The sequence below is a fragment of the Thiocystis violacea genome (assembly GCF_016583575.1).
In the GTDB taxonomy this organism is placed as follows: Bacteria; Pseudomonadota; Gammaproteobacteria; order Chromatiales; family Chromatiaceae; genus Thiocystis; species Thiocystis violacea.
The window spans coordinates 21,483-38,662 of record NZ_NRRG01000029.1; the positions used below are offsets into that span (position 1 = coordinate 21,483).

Annotated in this window: 17 protein-coding genes, 1 tRNA gene and 1 other RNA gene; 17 read left to right on the forward strand and 2 right to left on the reverse strand. The window is 61.1% G+C overall.

Annotated features, from left to right (window positions below; all coding sequences use genetic code 11):
• Window positions 1–148 precede the first annotated feature (148 nt).
• The 12 genes from CKO27_RS14205 to CKO27_RS14260 all read left to right on the forward strand — a co-directional run bounded on the left by CKO27_RS14205 (window position 149) and on the right by CKO27_RS14260 (window position 13,407).
• Window positions 149–3,271, forward strand: a complete 3,123-nt coding sequence (locus CKO27_RS14205) for an anti-phage-associated DUF499 domain-containing protein (RefSeq protein ID WP_338116046.1) — start codon at window positions 149–151, stop codon at window positions 3,269–3,271.
• Window positions 3,272–3,294: 23 nt separating this feature from the next.
• The gene (locus CKO27_RS14210; protein ID WP_200375561.1) at window positions 3,295–3,891 is read left to right on the forward strand and encodes an anti-phage-associated DUF3780 domain-containing protein; all 597 of its coding nucleotides are present in this window, start codon (window positions 3,295–3,297) and stop codon (window positions 3,889–3,891) included.
• Window positions 3,892–3,989: 98 nt separating this feature from the next.
• On the forward strand, window positions 3,990–4,274 hold the full coding sequence (locus CKO27_RS14215) for a FitA-like ribbon-helix-helix domain-containing protein (protein WP_200375562.1): 285 nt from the start codon (window positions 3,990–3,992) through the stop codon (window positions 4,272–4,274).
• Window positions 4,271–4,696: a PIN domain-containing protein gene (locus CKO27_RS14220; RefSeq protein ID WP_200375563.1), complete on the forward strand. Its 426-nt coding sequence runs from the start codon at window positions 4,271–4,273 to the stop codon at window positions 4,694–4,696. Before CKO27_RS14215 ends, CKO27_RS14220 begins: the two co-directional genes overlap by 4 nt.
• A gap of 30 nt (window positions 4,697–4,726) precedes the next feature.
• Window positions 4,727–5,878, forward strand: a complete 1,152-nt coding sequence (locus CKO27_RS14225) for an AAA family ATPase (protein ID WP_200375564.1) — start codon at window positions 4,727–4,729, stop codon at window positions 5,876–5,878.
• Window positions 5,878–6,486: a hypothetical protein gene (locus CKO27_RS14230; RefSeq protein WP_200375565.1), complete on the forward strand. Its 609-nt coding sequence runs from the start codon at window positions 5,878–5,880 to the stop codon at window positions 6,484–6,486. Before CKO27_RS14225 ends, CKO27_RS14230 begins: the two co-directional genes overlap by 1 nt.
• A 58-nt stretch (window positions 6,487–6,544) precedes the next feature.
• Window positions 6,545–9,574, forward strand: a complete 3,030-nt coding sequence (locus CKO27_RS14235; protein WP_200375566.1) for an anti-phage-associated DUF1156 domain-containing protein — start codon at window positions 6,545–6,547, stop codon at window positions 9,572–9,574.
• A 46-nt stretch (window positions 9,575–9,620) separates the two neighbouring features.
• Window positions 9,621–9,872 carry a UPF0175 family protein gene (locus CKO27_RS14240; RefSeq protein ID WP_200375567.1) on the forward strand — a complete coding sequence of 84 codons (252 nt, stop codon included), beginning with the start codon at window positions 9,621–9,623 and terminating at the stop codon, window positions 9,870–9,872.
• Between the two features lie 103 nt (window positions 9,873–9,975).
• Entirely contained in the window at window positions 9,976–10,191 is a 216-nt protein-coding gene (locus CKO27_RS14245) for a hypothetical protein (RefSeq protein WP_200375568.1), read from the forward strand.
• Window positions 10,188–10,460: a DUF4258 domain-containing protein gene (locus CKO27_RS14250; RefSeq protein ID WP_200375569.1), complete on the forward strand. Its 273-nt coding sequence runs from the start codon at window positions 10,188–10,190 to the stop codon at window positions 10,458–10,460. The genes CKO27_RS14245 and CKO27_RS14250 overlap by 4 nt, the downstream gene beginning before the upstream one ends.
• Window positions 10,457–10,657 (forward strand): DUF2283 domain-containing protein, encoded by a 201-nt coding sequence (locus CKO27_RS14255; protein WP_200375570.1) that lies wholly within the window; start codon window positions 10,457–10,459, stop codon window positions 10,655–10,657. The genes CKO27_RS14250 and CKO27_RS14255 overlap by 4 nt, the downstream gene beginning before the upstream one ends.
• 14 nt (window positions 10,658–10,671) lie before the next feature.
• Window positions 10,672–13,407 carry a phospholipase D-like domain-containing anti-phage protein gene (locus CKO27_RS14260; RefSeq protein ID WP_200375571.1) on the forward strand — a complete coding sequence of 912 codons (2,736 nt, stop codon included), beginning with the start codon at window positions 10,672–10,674 and terminating at the stop codon, window positions 13,405–13,407.
• A 352-nt stretch (window positions 13,408–13,759) separates the two neighbouring features.
• On the opposite strand, the gene ssrA is transcribed toward CKO27_RS14260, so the two are convergent.
• Window positions 13,760–14,115: a transfer-messenger RNA gene (ssrA, locus tag CKO27_RS14265) on the reverse strand.
• A 46-nt stretch (window positions 14,116–14,161) separates the two neighbouring features.
• Complete coding sequence (gene smpB, locus CKO27_RS14270; RefSeq protein WP_200375572.1) at window positions 14,162–14,641, reverse strand: SsrA-binding protein SmpB; 480 nt, start codon at window positions 14,639–14,641, stop codon at window positions 14,162–14,164.
• A 145-nt stretch (window positions 14,642–14,786) separates the two neighbouring features.
• Here smpB and tpiA point away from each other — a divergent pair, with 145 nt between their 5' ends.
• The 5 genes from tpiA (at window position 14,787) to CKO27_RS14295 (ending at window position 17,171) form a co-directional block, all read left to right on the forward strand.
• On the forward strand, window positions 14,787–15,551 hold the full coding sequence (gene tpiA / locus CKO27_RS14275; protein WP_200375573.1) for a triose-phosphate isomerase: 765 nt from the start codon (window positions 14,787–14,789) through the stop codon (window positions 15,549–15,551).
• Window positions 15,552–15,572: 21 nt separating this feature from the next.
• Window positions 15,573–16,070 carry a preprotein translocase subunit SecG gene (gene secG / locus CKO27_RS14280; protein ID WP_200375574.1) on the forward strand — a complete coding sequence of 166 codons (498 nt, stop codon included), beginning with the start codon at window positions 15,573–15,575 and terminating at the stop codon, window positions 16,068–16,070.
• A 20-nt stretch (window positions 16,071–16,090) separates the two neighbouring features.
• Window positions 16,091–16,175, forward strand: a tRNA-Leu gene (locus tag CKO27_RS14285).
• Window positions 16,176–16,347: 172 nt separating this feature from the next.
• The gene (locus CKO27_RS14290; RefSeq protein WP_200375575.1) at window positions 16,348–16,704 is read left to right on the forward strand and encodes an NADH-quinone oxidoreductase subunit A; all 357 of its coding nucleotides are present in this window, start codon (window positions 16,348–16,350) and stop codon (window positions 16,702–16,704) included.
• On the forward strand, window positions 16,695–17,171 hold the full coding sequence (locus tag CKO27_RS14295) for a NuoB/complex I 20 kDa subunit family protein (protein ID WP_200375576.1): 477 nt from the start codon (window positions 16,695–16,697) through the stop codon (window positions 17,169–17,171). Before CKO27_RS14290 ends, CKO27_RS14295 begins: the two co-directional genes overlap by 10 nt.
• Window positions 17,172–17,180 lie beyond the last annotated feature (9 nt).

Here is a 17,180-nt window from a genome sequence, read left to right on the forward strand (position 1 = left end):
TGCCGGCCTGGTTCAGGTGGCAGCGGTTGTCGCCAAGCCGGGGACTTGCCGAGAGAGACGTGCGAGGCGGTGCCATCCGAACGATCGGAGATACCCGAAGTCTTGGCATCACGGCATGGTGATATGACTGGAACTCAAGGAGGTCGATGTGCTTGGAACCGTTCGTGACGCTTGCAGGATTCATCCGATGGTCCACGACTACCGGATGACAGAGGCGATCGAGAATCTCTCGGACCTGATCAACGGCGAAGGCGATGGCCGGGAGTTTTTCGCCCGCAACTACATCACGCAGGGCATGGACGTCCTGTTTCGCGAGGGTTTGCTGCGACTGGCGGGGTTTTCCGACCAGGCCGCCTTCGAGCTGGCCCAGGCCATGGGCGGCGGGAAAACCCATCTGATGGTGGCCCTTGGTCTTCTCGCGAAACATCCTCGCCTGCGTTCCAGCGTGCTGCCCGCTGACCTGGCCGAGCGTCTGGACTTCGGCCCCGCACGCATCGCCGCCTTCAACGGCCGCAACGATCCAGAACACTATATCTGGGGCGAGATCGGCGAACAGTTGGGCAAGGCCGACCTGGTGCGATCCCACTGGATCGACGGCCCCAAACCCATCGACGAGAAAAAATGGGTGGAGATCATCGGCGACGAGCCGACGCTCATTCTGCTCGACGAGTTACCGCCCTATCTGCTCAATGCCAACGCCCGCCCCATCGGCAACGGGACGCTGGCGGACCTGGTGACCTACAGCATCGGCAACCTCCTTACGGCGGCGATGAAACTGCCCCGTTGCTGCGTGGTCATCGCCAACCTGTCGGGGAGCTACGAGGCCCAGACCAGGGATCTGGCGCGGGTCATGTCCAACCTTCAGCAGGAATCCCGACGCCAGGCGGAGACCATCACCCCGGTACAGCTTGCCGGCAACGAAATCTACGAGATCCTGAAAAAACGCCTGTTCATCGAGTTACCCGGAGACGCGCTGATCGACTCCGTGGCGGAAGCCTTCGCCGAGCAGGTCAAGGCGGCCGAGGACGGTGGTTACATCACCGCCAGGACCATGGAACAGGTCGCCGAGGAAGTGCGGACGACCTATCCCTTTCACCCCTCGTTCAAGAACCTGGTGGCCCTGTTCAAGGAGAACGAGGGCTTTCGTCAGACGCGCGGCCTCATGCAGTTCACGGCCCGCTTGCTGCGCAGCGTCTGGAACCGCGAGACCAATGATGTCTTCCTGATCGGCACCCAACATCTGGACCTCAACGACCCGGCGGTGCGTGACGAGGTCCAGCGCGTGAACCCAGCGCTACACCCGGCAGTGGTCAACGACATCGCCGACGATGGCAACGCCCGCGCCGAGAAGATCGACGACACACTGGGTCACGATGCCGCCACCCAGGTGGCCAGGCTCCTGCTCTCCGCGTCGCTGTCCCGCGCCGTGGGCGCCCACACCGGTCTGACCCAGGCCGAACTCATCGAATACCTCACCGCTCCCTATCGCAAGGCCGATGAATTTCTGGTCGCCCTGGAAGAGTTGCGCAAGGGCGCCCACAAAGCCTGGTATCTGCATCATGAAGGGGATGCCTTCTACTTCAAGGAGACCGAGAACCTGGGGCGGCGCATCGAGCATGATGCCAGACAGATCCCCGCGCCCAAGCTGGAGCAGGCCCTGATCAACCGTTTGACCGGGCTGTTCCAGGTCCAGAGCAAAACCAGGGCGGCGTATCAGGAAGTCCAGATCATGCCGCGTCTGGACGATGTGCGGCTGTCCGGTGCCCGCATCCTCTTGGTGGTGCAGCCGGATGGGCGCACCCCACCGGAGGCCATTCGTGATTTCTTCGTGTTCCAGCAGGAGAAGAACAATCTCCTGGTCCTGTCGGGGCACGACAGCCATTTCGCCAACGAGGTCGAGGCACGGCTGCGGGAGCTGTACGCGGTCGAGAAAATCCAGGCCAAGCTCAACTCGGGCGACACCCTCTACGACGAGGCCCGCGACAAGCTCGAAGAGTTGTCCGAACGCTTCACCAAGGCGGTCTCGGGCGCCTACAACCGGCTGTTTTTTCCCGGCGGCGATGGCGAACTGGTCATGGCCACCATCGATAACGGTCTGAGCTTTGGCGCGGGCGAACATTCCGCCGAGTCACAGATCGAGAAACTTCTGGCCAGTGCCCGCTGCGACAACAAGCTCGCCCTGGACATGCTCGACGAACTGCCGAACTACTGGGCGATGGCCGAGACCTACCTCTGGCCGGGTAAGGACCGCCGTGTCCCCTGGCGGGATCTGGTCATGCGCGCCAAGACCGACCCCACCTGGCCCTGGATGCCCGGCGCACGGGGCCTGGAGCTGCTGCGCGACGAGGCGCTCAAGCAAGGCCGTTGGCGCCAGACGCCGGAGGGGCACATCGAGAAGGGGCCTTTCCCCGTCGAAAAGACCTCGGTGAACGTCACGCCGCTTGGAACGAACCGCGAGTCTGGCGAGACCAGCCTGTCGCTCACCCCACGCAACGCCGGCGACAGCCCTCGAATCCATGTCGCCCGGACCGCCGCAGTATCGGATCGGGACCAGCAGATCCAGGATCTGGAAGACTATCGCACCACAGAGGCGACCCTGTATTTTCTCGCGGTCGACCCCACCGGCAAGTACCAGATCGGAGAGCCGACCCGCTGGACGGCGGACCTCACCGTCCGCCATGAGATCCACCGGATCGCCGACAGCCGCAAGGTGGAACTGCGCTGCACCCCCGCCGCCGAACTGCGCTACACCCTCGACGGCACCAACGCCAGGGAGGGGACACGCTACAGCCAACCCTTTGCGGTCCCGGCCAAGGGCTGTACGATCTTGATCGCGGCGCAGGCCGGGGAGGTGGAAAAAAGCGCCAGGATCCAGATCCCGTCGGACGGTGATGACCGCGTCATCATCGACCCGCGCAAGCCGGCGCGGCTCGCGGAGAGCAAGCGGATCTCGATTGACACCACGGACAAGGCGTTCAGCTTCATTCAACGCTTCAAGGATCGCCCCGATACCCTGCTGCGCGGGGTTCAGATTCTGCTGGGCGAGGGCGAAAACGCCGTTCAGATCCGTTTCAACGAGCGTGCCTTGACCGCCGCCGCCATCGAGATGGCCATCATCGGTATCCGTCAGGCCCTCGGCGAGGAACAGGCCGCAGTCCAGGTGCTGATCAGGGGCGGTATCAGCTTCGGCGATGGCTTCGCGCTCCAGGAGTTTTCCGAGCTGGCCGGCGTCGAACTCCTGTCTGGCGACGTGATTCAGGAAACCGATTAGCTGGCCACGGCCAGACTCATGCCATGTCCAAAACCAAGCCGAGACAGACCGCTTACGCCCATCGCACCCTGGGCTTCGGCGTCCCCGCGACCTCCGATCCGCATCATTTCGTGGTGCGGATTCCGCGCGGCAACGCCTCGGCGGTGCTGATCCTTGAGCATCTCGGTATGGGCTCCGAGAGCGCCCGCGAGCAGGTCATCGACCGTATGTTGTTGGAGCGTCACCGCTGGACCGCGATCCGCGCGGAGGTACAGCGCGCCTTCAATGCCCGGCTCAAGGAGCACAACCTGGCGACCGGCACCTGGAAGGTCGGCGATACACCGCTGGATCGCCTGCTGGGCAAGGAGTTATGCGTGCTGGCCTGGGCCATCGAGCATCTCGAACCAGACAAGATCGGCGTGGCCGTGCGCAGCTGGCTCGCGCTGCGCCCGGAGGAACGCTGGTGGCTGTTTGGCATGACTGCCATCGCCACCGGTGGTATTCAGGATGGCGACAAGGGCTGGCGGGTCGCGCTGCGTTATGCGCTCGGCGACGTGGCCCAGAACGCCTTGCTGAAGACTCGGAGTCTCCCGGACATGGGCGCACCATGGGGCCAGACGCTGCCTTTATTCAAGGAGTGAATGGGGGAGCGGTCTTCCAGGGGCACGGAACAGAATTGACTTGTTTCCCGACCGCAACCAAAATGGTTGCACATCCGTGCATCCACCAGAGCCGCCCGATGCCATCACTCACCTTGAAGGATATCCCGCCCCCTTTGATGGAGCGGTTGCGCACCCGTGCTGCCCAGGACCAGCGCAGCCTGAACCGGGAGGCGATCTGGTTACTGGAACAGGCACTGGAATCCTTCAGTGATCCCGCGACCCAGCTCAGGCAGGAGACCGCCGCCCAGCTTGGTGCCTGGCAAGCGCTGGCTGGACGCTGGCAGGGGAGCGATCAGGAGACGGATGACTTGGTGGCGGACATCTACCAATCCCGCACCCAGGGACGGGAATTCTCGCTGTGAAGCTCTTGGATACGGATGTCTGTATCGAGATCCTGCGCGGCAATCCGCGGGTGCTGGAACAGCGCCGAGCCACCCTGGACCACGTCGTCACAACCTGGATCACCGCCTGCGAGCTGGCTTACGGCGCCGCCAACTCACGCGCGCCGGAACAGAACCAGATCCTGGTGACCGAGTTCCTCTCCACCTTGCCGATCCTTGATTTCAATCTCCCCAGTGCCCTGCTGTTCGGGCGCCATAAGGCGCGGCTGCGGGGGTTGGGCAAGACGGTCGCCGACGCCGACCTGATGATCGCGGCGATGGCGCTTGCACAAGGGGCAACCCTGGTGACAGGCAACACCCGGCACTATGAGCGGTTCGACGATCTGCGGCTGGAAGATTGGATACGCCAGTCCGACGCCAGCAACCCTGGCATCGCGGGATGAACGGATCTTTGTGGGGGCGATAACAACACCATGAGAATCGATCATATCCGCCTCAAGAACTGGCTCAATTTCCGCAAAGTCGATGCGACGCTTTCCGAAACCACCTATTTGATCGGCCCCAATGCCTCGGGTAAGTCAAACCTGTTGGATGTCTTCCGCTTCCTGCGCACCTTAGCGGATACCGCCGGCGGCGGCTTGCAGAAGGCCGTCGCGGAACGGGGCGGAATCAAGAAGCTGCGGTGTCTCCAGGCCCGGCAGGACAATGAGGTACGGATCGAGGTTCAGTTGTCCGAGGGGGTGGGGGAAGATCGCGACGAGTGGCGCTATGTAATAGGTTTCAAGAGCGAGGGGACGGGTCTTCAGCGGCCCGTGGTGCATGAGGAAAGGGTCGAGCACAATGGCTCCTGCCTCTTGAGTCGCCCCGACGCGGCTGATATCGGAGACAAGGAGCGCCTGACCCAGAGCCATCTTGAGCAAGTCAATGCGAATCTCGAATTTCGGGTGCTCGCCAACTTTTTTCGCGCCACCACCTATCTGCATCTCGTCCCGCAACTCCTCAAATTCGCCGATCGCCTCGGCAGCAATCGATTGGAAGAGGATCCCTTCGGCCAAGGCTTTCTCGACGGACTGGCGCGTACCCTCAAGACCACACGGGATGCCCGACTGCGCAAGATCCAGCAGGTCTTGACCAAGGCGGTGCCCCAGTTCAAGGAGCTGCGCTTCGTTCGAGACGAGATCACTGGCCTTCCGCATCTGGAGGCGCGTTACGCCCATTGGCGCCCGCAAGGGGCCTGGCACCGGGAGGATCAGCTCTCCGACGGCACCCTGCGACTCATCGCGCTCCTCTGGTCGCTGTTGGACGGAGACTCCTTGCTCTTACTGGAAGAACCGGAACTGTCGTTGAACGATGAGATCGTAAGACAGATTCCGCTCATGATCGACCGGATCAAACGTCAGGCGAAATACCGGCGACAGATCTTGATCACGACCCACAGCGAGGCGATGCTCAACAACCCCATTGATGGGCGCGCCATCCTGTTGGTGATACCCACCGACGACGGATCCGAGATTCGCGGCGCCACCGAGGACGAACTGTCTCTGCTGGCGAATGGGATTTCACCTGCCGAGGTTCTTCTGCCCAAGGCGCGTCCTCAGGGCGCGGAGCAGCTTGGACTCTTCTGATGATCCGATTCGCGGTCGCCACGGAAGACGCACTCAGCGAAGCCGTAGCCGAAACCCTGCTGCGGCAAGTCGGAGATCATTCCGTCGACATGCGACTGCGCAAGGACGGTTTTGGATACCTGAAGGGACGGATTCGCGATTTCAACCGCATCGCCATGAACGTCATGCCCGTCTTGCTCTTGACCGACCTGGACCGAATGCGCTGTGCGCCCGAGCTACGCGCCGCCTGGCTGCTTGACGGCCCGCACCCACGCCTCCTGTTTCGAGTCGCTGTCCGGGAGACGGAGTCTTGGTTGCTTGCGGACCGTTTAGCCTTCGCCGAATTTCTTGGCATCGCGATCGCCAGGATCCCTGATCGGCCGGACGATCTAACCGACCCCAAGGCCGCTTTGCTCAACCTGGTCCGTCGGTCCAGGCGCAGAAACCTGAAACAAGAGATCCTCCCGGCACCAGGTGTCTCCTTCCCGGTCGGGCTCGGATACGACGAGCAGTTGAGCGGTTTCGTGCGTGACCAGTGGGACTGTCGCCGAGCCGCCAAGACATCCCCTTCGCTCGCCCGTGCAGTGGCTTGCGTCGAGCGATGCCATCCCATCATGGCCGAGTCATGAGACATTCTGTCTCGACGACGACAATTTGAACGGCAGATCGACGAGGGTTGAAGCATCCATGGAAACGAGAGACGGGCAAACGCGGCTCCAACCCTTCGCCTTGCGCGATGCCCCGGCGCTGATCGAAGCGGTGTTTCCGGCGCAGAAGGTTTCCTTCGAGGCGCAGCGCGAGCGCAAGGCCGGGGCAGGGCAGACGCTGACGGCCCTGGGTTCCTACTGGAAGGGTCGCAAGCCGCTGATCCTGGTACGGGCGATCATCTTGGGCAGCCTGCTGCCGCAGACCGATGATTCCGAGCAGGATCTGGAGATCTTTGAGAGGCTGATGGCCTTCGACACGGACAGTCTGGCGCGGCGAGCACTTGAGAACAACGCCTTCAAGCCAAGCCAGATTGCCCGAACCCTTGAGCTGCAAGATCCGTGGCGGTACTTCACCTACAAGGTCAAGGCCATGGGGCTGACGGCTGGAGAGGCGAGCCATTGGACTTTTCCGCTCGATTCCGATCAGGAAGGCATAGGGATCAAGTGGCGCAAGACGACCACGGACGACATGAAGCTGGAACTCTACGCCAAGATGCTTGAGCGTCTGGGTTCCTACGAGGAACGCGCCGGTCTGTGCAAGCGTCCGGAGGAAATGGATCCCGTCGCCCTCTACGCCCCGATTTGGCCCGCCGTGAATGACCATCTGAGCCAGTTCGGCATCGCGGCGTACTCCCATCAGGAACTGGTCGAGCAACTCGGCATCCTGCGCTTCGGCCATCGTCCCAAGGTTGGCGACACCTTTTGCGGCGGCGGATCCATCCCCTTCGAGGCGGCGCGGTTGGGCTGCGATGTCTATGCCTCGGACCTCAACCCCATCGCCTGCATGCTGACCTGGGGGGCGCTCAACATCATCGCTGCCGCGCCCGAGCAGCGTGCCGAGATCGAGCGGACGCAACGTGCGGTAGCCGAAACGGTGGATCGCATCATCACGAAACTTGGCATCGAGCACGACAGTCAGGGCAACCGGGCCAAGGTGTATCTCTATTGTCTGGAGACCCGCTGTCCGGAGACTGGCTGGATGGTGCCGATGGCGCCGAGTTGGGTCATCTCGAAGAAACATCGCGTCGTCGCCAAACTGATCCCCGATTATGTGAGCAAGCGCTTCGATATCCGAATCGTCACGGCTGCGTCGACCGCCGATATGAAGGAAGCCGAGAAGGGCACCGTGCGTGACGGCAACTTGGCCTACGAACTAGATGGAAAGACACACCTCACCCCAATCAAAACGCTGCGAGGGGATTATCGTGACGCGGGCAGTAACACGGCCAACAAGCTCAGATGTTGGGAGAAACAGGACTTCAAGCCGCGTCCCGATGACATCTTTCAGGAGCGTTTGTACTGTATCCAGTGGGTCACCCGTGCATCACTTATTCAGTCCAGAAAGGGAACCTTCTTTACTACAGTGACCGAGGACGATCTTGAGCGCGAGCGCCAGGTCGAAACTATCGTTGCCGAGAACCTAGGTCATTGGCAGCGTGCGGGAATAATTCCTGACATGGCGATCGAGCCTGGTGAAAAGACCGATGAGCTGATTCGCACACGCGGCTGGATGTATTGGCACCAATTGTTTAGTCCGAGGGAACTTCACTATCTGGGTTTGGTGAACGAAAAGATCAGCGTGGAGAATCGGGTCTTGTTCCCGAAGTCTTTGGACTTTTGTTCCAAGCTGGTTCAGTGGATTATGCGAAGCCCAGAATCTGTTGGAGGAACCGATTTCCTTGGGCACGTTTTTTATAACCAGGCATTTAATACCTTTTATAATTGGGGACACCATTCTTTCGCTGATTTAGATATCGAGTTTTCGACAAAAGCTATCGAGATGGAAGAAACAAGGAAAACCATTCTGTGCTTGTCTGGAAACGAGTGTGTAGAGCAGAACGATCTCTGGATCACCGACCCACCTTACGCCGACGCGGTGATGTATCACGAAATCACAGAATACTTTATCGCCTGGCTACGCAAGAATCCGCCGCCGCCCTTCGACCAATGGACCTGGGACTCCCGTCGCGACCTCGCCATCAAGGGCTCCGGTGACGACTTCCGACGCGGCATGGTCGACGCTTATAAAGCCATGACCGACCACATGCCCGACAACGGCATGCAGTGCGTGATGTTCACCCATCAGGACACCGGCGTCTGGTCCGACATGGTGGCGATCTTCTGGGCCGCTGGTCTACAAGTGGTCGGGGCCTGGTACATCGCCACCGAGACGACCTCGGAACTCAAGAAGGGCGGCTATGTGCAGGGCACAGTGATCCTGATGCTGCGCAAGCGTGAGGCCGGAGAGCGCCCCGGCTTCAAACAGCGCCTCCTCCCTGAAGTCAAACGCGAGGTGGATGCCCAGATCAAGCAGATGCTGCATCTGAACACCGAGACCGAGGCCCGCATGGGTGCGCCGGTCTTCAACGACTCGGACTTGCAGATGGCCGGCTACGCGGCGGCGCTCAAGGTGCTGACCGGCTATACCAGCATCGGCGGTGAGGACGTGACCGCCTTTGCCCTGCGCCCGCGCCGCAAGGGCGAGACCACCGTGGTCGACGAGATCGTCGAACAGGCCGCGGAGACCGCCAACAGCCTGCTGGTCCCCGCTGGACTCGACCGTGAGACCTGGGCGGCCCTCTCCGGCATCCAGCGCTTCTATCTGCGCATGCTGGACATGGAGACGACCGGTGCGTCCAAGCTCGACCACTACCAAAACTTCGCCAAGGCGTTCCGGGTGGCCGACTATGCCGCCGTGATGGCGGACATCAAGCCCAACGCCGCGCGCCTGAAGTCCGTCACCGAATTCCAGCCGCGCGATCTCACCGACCGCACCGAGATCGGCCCGACCGCGCTCGGGGCGCTGATCGTCGCCATCCAGGCATTCCTGGCCGAGCAGGAGCCCGGCATGGTCATGGCGAACCTGCAAGAGGCCGTGCCGGATTATCTGCACCGCCGCCCGCTGCTGGTCGACATGACCGACTTCATTGCCGCCAAGGCCCATCATCCAGACATCCGCCGCGCGGCCGAGGCCATCGCCAGTCGGATGCGTAATCAGCGGTTGCAGTAATCACGGGTTCTCCAGTCACACTATAAGCATCGTCATGGAGTAAGGCATGAGGCAACTGGTCATCGAATACCCGGATGCACTTCCGGATGTACTGAGGGTGAGCCGCAACGAGTTCGAGCAGGATGCCCGAATGGCGATGGCGGTCAAACTCTTCGAGTTAGGTCGCCTGACCAGCGGTCAGGCGGCACACTTGGCAGATGTACCCCTTGTGTCATTTCTGCTTGATTTGCATCGGTACGGCGTCTCGCCGATCCAGCTCACACCGGATGAGCTGACGGAAGACTTGTCCAATGCCTGAAGCGGATCGTCGGATCATGTTGGATACCTCGCCACTGCTTGCCTTATGCGCAGCCTGCGGCGGTAGCAGTTGAAGCCGCCCACCACCAACCCGGAGGACTCGCATGCGAGCCATCGAACTTGAAGCCACGGTCGAGCACCACACCATCCGTTTGCTGGAGACAATCCCGGACGGAACCCATCTTCGTGTTCTGTTGTTGATGGATGATCTACCCAGGTCTGCCAACAATGGCGGGGATCTGAAGGGTCTGTTGGCGGGGTTGACGGAGGGCCTCACAGCCGAGGATCTGGACCGTTCAAAGGACTTTTCGCTGCGATGAGCGATGTCTTCGAGAGTGCGCGGTTTGGCAAGAAAGTCTGGTTGACCAATCATGCCATCGAGTCGATGGCGAAGCGAAATGTGACGCTGCCAGAAGTCAAACGACTGATCGAGGAAGGGAGCTACCGAGCACAACATGAACCCCATGGCTGGATCTTCCACCACTTCGAGTCGCGTTCGGACAATCTCGTTTGCGCGGCCGTGTCGACGGAGCAAGCGATCATCGTGAAGACGGTCATGGTCAACTGGCAACAGCGGGAGGAATCATGAGAATTGTCTATTACGAAGAGGATGACATCCTGTTCATCGAGATTTCCAAGGGCGCCATCCTGCGCGATGAGTCGGTGAGCTGGAATGTGAACATTGGTTACACTGCCGATGGCATCGGTGAAATGACGATCCTTGATGCGCAGAAAAGCGGGATTTACCCACTACAAATCGAACGGGTCGTCTCCGAGGCCGCCTGACGGCCTCCTGTGCGATGGCGATTCGTCGGTTTTCATCTCGCGTTCAACGTCTGGATCAAAGCTTCCTCGCCGAACAGCTCCAAGGCGCACGCAGCTACCGGCGGATCGCCGGCTACTTCACCAGCTCGCTGTTCGAGATTGCGCATGAGTGGCTGGAGTCGATTCCCGACGTGCGCATCGTCTGCAACGTGGATCTGTCGCCCGAGGATCTGAAGGTCGCCCAACTCCGCGAGGCACGGATGCTCGGGCGTTGGAATGAGCGCTCCATCGAGGCCGAGTCCCTACTCAACCGCGAGCGCTATCAGCGCCTGGATGCCTTCCTCGCCCAGCGCGGCCAGGTGATCCGGGTGGCGCCGGACAGCCTCTGCGGTTTCCTGCACGGCAAGGCTGGCGTGATCGAGCGGAGCGACGGGCGCAAGCTCGGTTTCATTGGCTCCATGAACGAGACCCGCCACGGCTGGCAGCGCCACTACGAGATTCTGTGGGAGGACGACTCGCCCGAAGGGGTGGCCTGGATCGAGGCCGAATTCGCGTTCCTATGGAACGCGGCCAAACCCCTGCCGGAGGCGGTCTGCCGCGAGGTGCGGCGTCGTGGTCGGCGCTTCGAGGTGGTGCTGCCAGACATCGCGGACGAGGAGACGCTGGCACCGGCCGCCCTGATCGAGTCTCCGCTGTACCGCGAGGGCATGGCGCTGCAACCTTGGCAGCAGGGATTCGTGGCGGAATGTCTGCGCCATTACAACGATCATGGACAGGTGCGTCTGTTGCTGGCCGATGAGGTGGGCCTGGGCAAAACCCTGTCGTTGGGCACCGCGGCCCTGACCCTGTGCCTCTTGTCCGAGAAGACCCGCCGCCGGCGCAAGCCCATCGTCATCTTCGCCCCGGCGACGCTCTGCGAACAGTGGCAGACCGAGATGATCGACAAACTCGGCATCCCCTGTGCGCGCTGGCATTCCAACCGCAAGGTCTGGCTCGATCCGGAGGAACGGGCGATTTCGCCCAGTGGGCCGGAACAGATCGCACGCTGTCCGCTGCGCATCGGCATCGTTTCCACTGGACTGATGGTGCGCAAATCGACGGAGAAAGAATGCCTGATCAGCCTGAGCTTCGATCTGGTCATCCTGGACGAGGCTCATAAAGCGCGATCCAGCCAGGGCTATGGCCAGACGGCCGGTGAGCCAAACGAGTTGCTGGCCTTCATGCTGACCGTCGCCAATCGTGCCGACCATGTCTTGCTGGGCACCGCCACGCCGATCCAGACCCAGCAGGAAGACCTGTGGGATCTGATGCGCGTGCTGCATCGTGGCAGCAGCGGTTTCGTGCTGGGCAACGAGTTGGCCACCTGGCATAAGCCAGCGTCTGTCCTGCCCATCCTGACCGGAGAGGAGCGGATTCTGGATCTCAACGACGGCTGGCGGTTATTGCGCTCGCCGCTGCCGACGATGGAATCCACGAACGAACCCAATGCACGGCGGCTGTTCCGCAATCTGCGCGAGGATCTTGGGTTGAGTCGCACCGAGCATCTGGCCGGCGCCCTCGCGTTACTCTCGTCCGATCTGCGCGCCGATCTGGAGACCGAATTGGAGCGGGTCATCGACGGGGCCTCCTTCTTCCAACGCGAGAATCCCTTCGTGCGCCATGTCATCCTGCGCAAGCGCGCCACCTTGGAGACCCGTGGTCTGCTCGACAGGATCGCCGTCAATGTCCATCCCGAGGAAGGTCTGGTCAAGGACCCGCACCGCTTCAATGCCCTGTTCCAAGAGAGCGCCTTGCGCACCACATCGGATTTCGATCGGGCCTATGCGGAAGCCCGCGCGTTTGGCAGGATGCTCGCCAAACGCGGGAAGGGTGGTGGCTTCATGAAAAATCTAATGGAGCAACGTGTCTGTTCCAGCGTGGTGGCCGGCCTCAACACCGCCACGACACTGCTCGCGGGGCATCGGATTCAGGAGGACTCCGAGGATGACGAAGTCGAGTTGGAGGTCCGGACGGACGCGGAGCGAGCCGCGCTCGAGCGTCTGATCGCCGCCTTGGAAGGCATGCGCGACGACCCAAAGCTCCAGGCGATCCGCTACTACCTGCAAGACGAGGGCTGGCTGGAACTTGGCTGCATCATCTTCAGCCAGTACCACGACACCGCCCGCTGGGTGGCCGATTCCCTGGCGGCGGAGTTGTCGGGCGAGGTCATTGGACTCTATGCCGGCGCGGATCGCAGTCGCCTGTATCGCGATAGTCAGGCGGTGGGCATTGCCCGCGAATCACTCAAGCGCATGGTCGCGGATCATGACATCCGGATCATGGTCGCGACTGACGCGGCGTGCGAGGGCCTGAATCTGCAAACCCTGGGCACCCTGATCAACGTCGATCTGCCCTGGAATCCGACCCGCCTGGAGCAGCGCATCGGACGCATCAAACGCTTTGGTCAGGCCCGGTCGGCGGTGGATATGCTGAACCTGGTGCATCAAGGGACCGTGGATGAAAAGGTTTACGCGCGTCTCTCCGAGCGAATGCGCAACCGCTACGATCTGTTTGGTGGTCTCCCGGATACCATCAAGGACGACTGGATCGACGAGATCGAGACCCTGGGCGAAAAAATGGACCAATACATCGAAACGCGCCGTCAGGCCACCGGTTTCGATCTACGCTACAACGACAGCATCAAGCCCAGTGAGGGCGCCTGGCGGGATTGCGCGACCGTGCTCGCGCGGCGGGATCTCGACAATCTGATGCGCCGGGGGTGGGGAGGATGAGCGCCGCTGATTCCGTCAGTACTGGGAGAGGTCAAGGGTGGCGAAAAACTTAGGAGATTCCTTGGTGTGCGTCGGGATGGACTAGCAGACCCGCCACACCTTTACGACGATGTGGCGTAGGCTGGATCCAAATCCGTTCGGGGTGTCCCCGCGGCTCGGATACTTCGCGCTCAAGAACGCGTTAGCGTTAGAGGTCTATGCGAAGAGTTGGAGCGGGGATACATGGGCCAGGAGGTGGGCGAATCGCAAGCCCTGATCGAGACGACGAATCCGCTCGGGCATCGGATGGATTCGCTGGAATGATCCAAAAATGCCGAGCGGTGAGTTCTAGTGTTTTGTTTTATAAATTAATTGGTGGAGGCGGCGGGAATCGAACCCGCGTCCGCAAGCCCTCTGCCATTGGCCCTACATGCTTAGCCCGTTCTATTGTTTTAGCCTTCCACCGCCCGAAGGGCAGGGCGATCAGTCGGCGATTCCGTTAGGTTTTAGCGGATCAGGTCCGGACGCCCGTCTCCACGATCCCATGTGATTTTACCCCTGGAACCCGTCGCCCATAGGCAAGTGACGGTCAGAGGCCCGCTGGGTTAAGCAGCGAGAGCGTAGTTGTCGTCGTTGGCAACTATAAGTTTGCGGTTGGATTTACGAGGTAACCCGCACCTCGGCATGCACCTCAGGTTTTGCGACCCACGTCGAAGCCATGTCGCCCCCAGGTAATCGTTGGTCACTATAGGCGCGCTTTGGTTCCGCGACAAGTTCAACCGACCTTGAAGAGCCGTTCTTTGTCGCGCTGCCAGTCGCGGTCTTTCTCGGTCGCGCGTTTGTCGTGCTGCTTCTTGCCCTTGGCGAGTCCGATCTCGAGCTTGGCTCGGCCGCGCTTCCAGTACAGCGCGGTCGGGATCAGGGTGTAGCCGGCGCGCTCGGTGAGGCCGATCAGGCGGTTGAGCTCGGGGCGCTTGAGCAACAGCTTGCGGGATCGGGTCGGATCGGGATTGACGTGGGTCGAGGCGCTCTGCAGGGCCGAGATGTGGCAGCCGATCAGAAAGGCCTCGGCGTGCAGGATCTTGACGTAGCTCTCCTTGAGCTGGACGCGCCCGGCCCGCAGGCTCTTGACCTCCCAGCCTTCGAGCACCAGCCCGGCCTCGATCCTCTGCTCGATGAAATAGTCGTGCCCCGACTTTTTGTTGAGCGCGATGGTCGAGCCGGCGTTGGACTTGTTCTTGCTGCTTTTAGCCATTGCGGCAGTGTAACGGAAAGAGGCGTCGGGATTAAACGCCTTGCTTCGGCTCGCGGCGGCCCCTGTTCCCGATCGGATTCATACCCGCGCTTGAAATCTGGAAAAAAATGGTTAAGATTGCCGGCTCGCTTCACGGAGTATCTCCATGCGCCAGCCTCTCATCGCAGGAAACTGGAAGTTGAACGGCACTAAGGTCAGCGCCAAGGCGTTGATGACCGCTGTGCTCGAAGGTGCGAAAGAGATCGGAAAGGCTGAAATCGCCGTCTGTCCTCCATTCGCGTTCTTGGATCTCGGCGAGCGTCTGCTGTCGGGCGGCCGGGTTCGGCTCGGTGCGCAGAACGTTTGCACCGAAGCGGGCGGCGCCTACACGGGTGAGGTCTCCGCAGCCATGCTGGCCGAGTTTGGGTGTCGCTATGTTATTTGCGGTCACTCGGAGCGTCGCGAATATTATGGCGAGACCGATGCGATCGTCGCGAGGAAGCTGGCTGTCGTCGTGTCGAACAGAATGACGCCGATCCTCTGTGTTGGCGAAACGCTCGAACAGCGCGAGCAGGGTCGCATGCAAGAGGTGATCGCTTCGCAGATCGATGCGATCATCGAGCATAATGGGATCGCCTCCTTCGGTCAGCTTGAGATCGCCTACGAGCCGGTCTGGGCGATCGGAACCGGAAAGACGGCATCACCCGAGCAGGCGCAGGAAGTGCATGATTTCATTCGGCATCGGATCGCCGGTCATGACGCGACCATCGCGGCGAAGGTCCGGATTCTTTACGGTGGCAGCATGAAACCCGGGAATGCTGGCGAGCTCATGTCCCAGGCGGATATCGACGGCGGCCTGATCGGTGGTGCCGCGCTGGTTGCCGAGGATTTTCTGGCGATCTGTCGGGCCGGAGACGCTGCGGCGTCCTGAATGCCCTTCTGTGAGTAACGCATGCAAACGATTTTGACGGTTCTCCAAGTCTTCTTGTCGCTCGGCCTGATCGGGCTGGTGCTGATTCAGCATGGCAAGGGCGCGGATGCCGGCGCGGCCTTCGGTAGCGGCGCCTCGGCAACGGTATTTGGCGCGCAAGGCTCGGGCTCGTTTTTGACGCGTTTCACTGCTATCATGGCGGGGTTGTTTTTCCTGACGAGCATCGCCCTGGCTTATTTCGCTACCCAGGGTAGCGAGCCTGCCGGCTTGATGGATGGCGTCGGAGACACGGCGGTCATTCCGGCCATGCCGCGCGAAGGGGCGCCCAGACCGGCGGTGACCTCGGACATCCCGGCCATACCCGGCGCGGCGCCCGGGATCGATGGCGGTTCATCCGACGTGCCAGCGCCTCCAGCCGAGAGCGCGCCGGAAGCGGTCCTGGAGCCTGGGGTTGGCTCCGAGGAAAAATCGAGTTCAGAGGTGAAGGCGTCGGAAGCGGCTCCCGAGCCCGCCGAGTAAGTTTTGGAAGTATGGTTTTAGCCGACGTGGTGAAATTGGTAGACACGCTATCTTGAGGGGGTAGTGGCGCAAGCCGTGCCAGTTCGAGTCTGGCCGTCGGCACCAATAGCAAACGGCATGCCGCTTTAATGGCATGCCGTTTTTTTTTGTCGGATCGTTATTTAAGGGCTTGAAAAATCAAATAATTTGGATTGATGTTTGAGTTGACACCGCCGCGATGGCTGCACTAGACTCGTGCTCCGGTTGCTAATATTAGAAAAAGATAGAGAGGGGACCAGTGCTCGACAACTATCTGCCAATCCTGATTTTTATCATTGTCGGGATCCTGGTCGGGGTTGGCCCGCTCGTGCTTGGCTACCTGCTCGGTCCGCGTCGGCCAGACAGCGAGAAGGATTCGCCCTACGAATGCGGCTTCGAGGCGTTCGAGACCGCCCGTCTGAAATTCGACGTTCGGTATTACCTCGTCGCGATTCTGTTCATCATCTTCGACCTGGAGATCGCCTTTCTCTTTCCCTGGGCCGTCGCGCTCAAGGAACTCGGGATCTTCGCCTTCTGGGCCATGGTCGTGTTTCTCGGGATTCTGGTCGTCGGGTTTGTCTACGAGTGGAAGAAGGGGGCTTTGGAATGGGAATAGAAGGCCTCCTTGAGGAAGGCGTCGTCACCACGACGGCCGACAAACTCATCAACTGGGCGCGCACGGGTTCGCTCTGGCCGATGACCTTCGGTCTCGCCTGCTGCGCCATCGAGATGATGCATGCCGGCGCCGCGCGCTACGACCTGGATCGCTTCGGCATCATCTTTCGTCCAAGCCCGCGCCAATCCGACGTGATGATCGTCGCCGGAACCCTGGTCAATAAGATGGCTCCGGCGCTGCGCAAGGTCTATGACCAGATGGCCGAGCCGAGATGGGTCATTTCCATGGGTTCCTGCGCCAATGGTGGCGGCTATTATCACTACTCCTACGCGGTTGTCAGGGGCTGTGATCGCATCGTGCCGGTGGACGTCTACGTCCCCGGTTGTCCACCGACGGCGGAGGCGCTGCTCTACGGCATCTTGCAGCTCCAGAATAAAATCCGCCGAACCAATACCATCGCCCGCTGAGTCGTATTT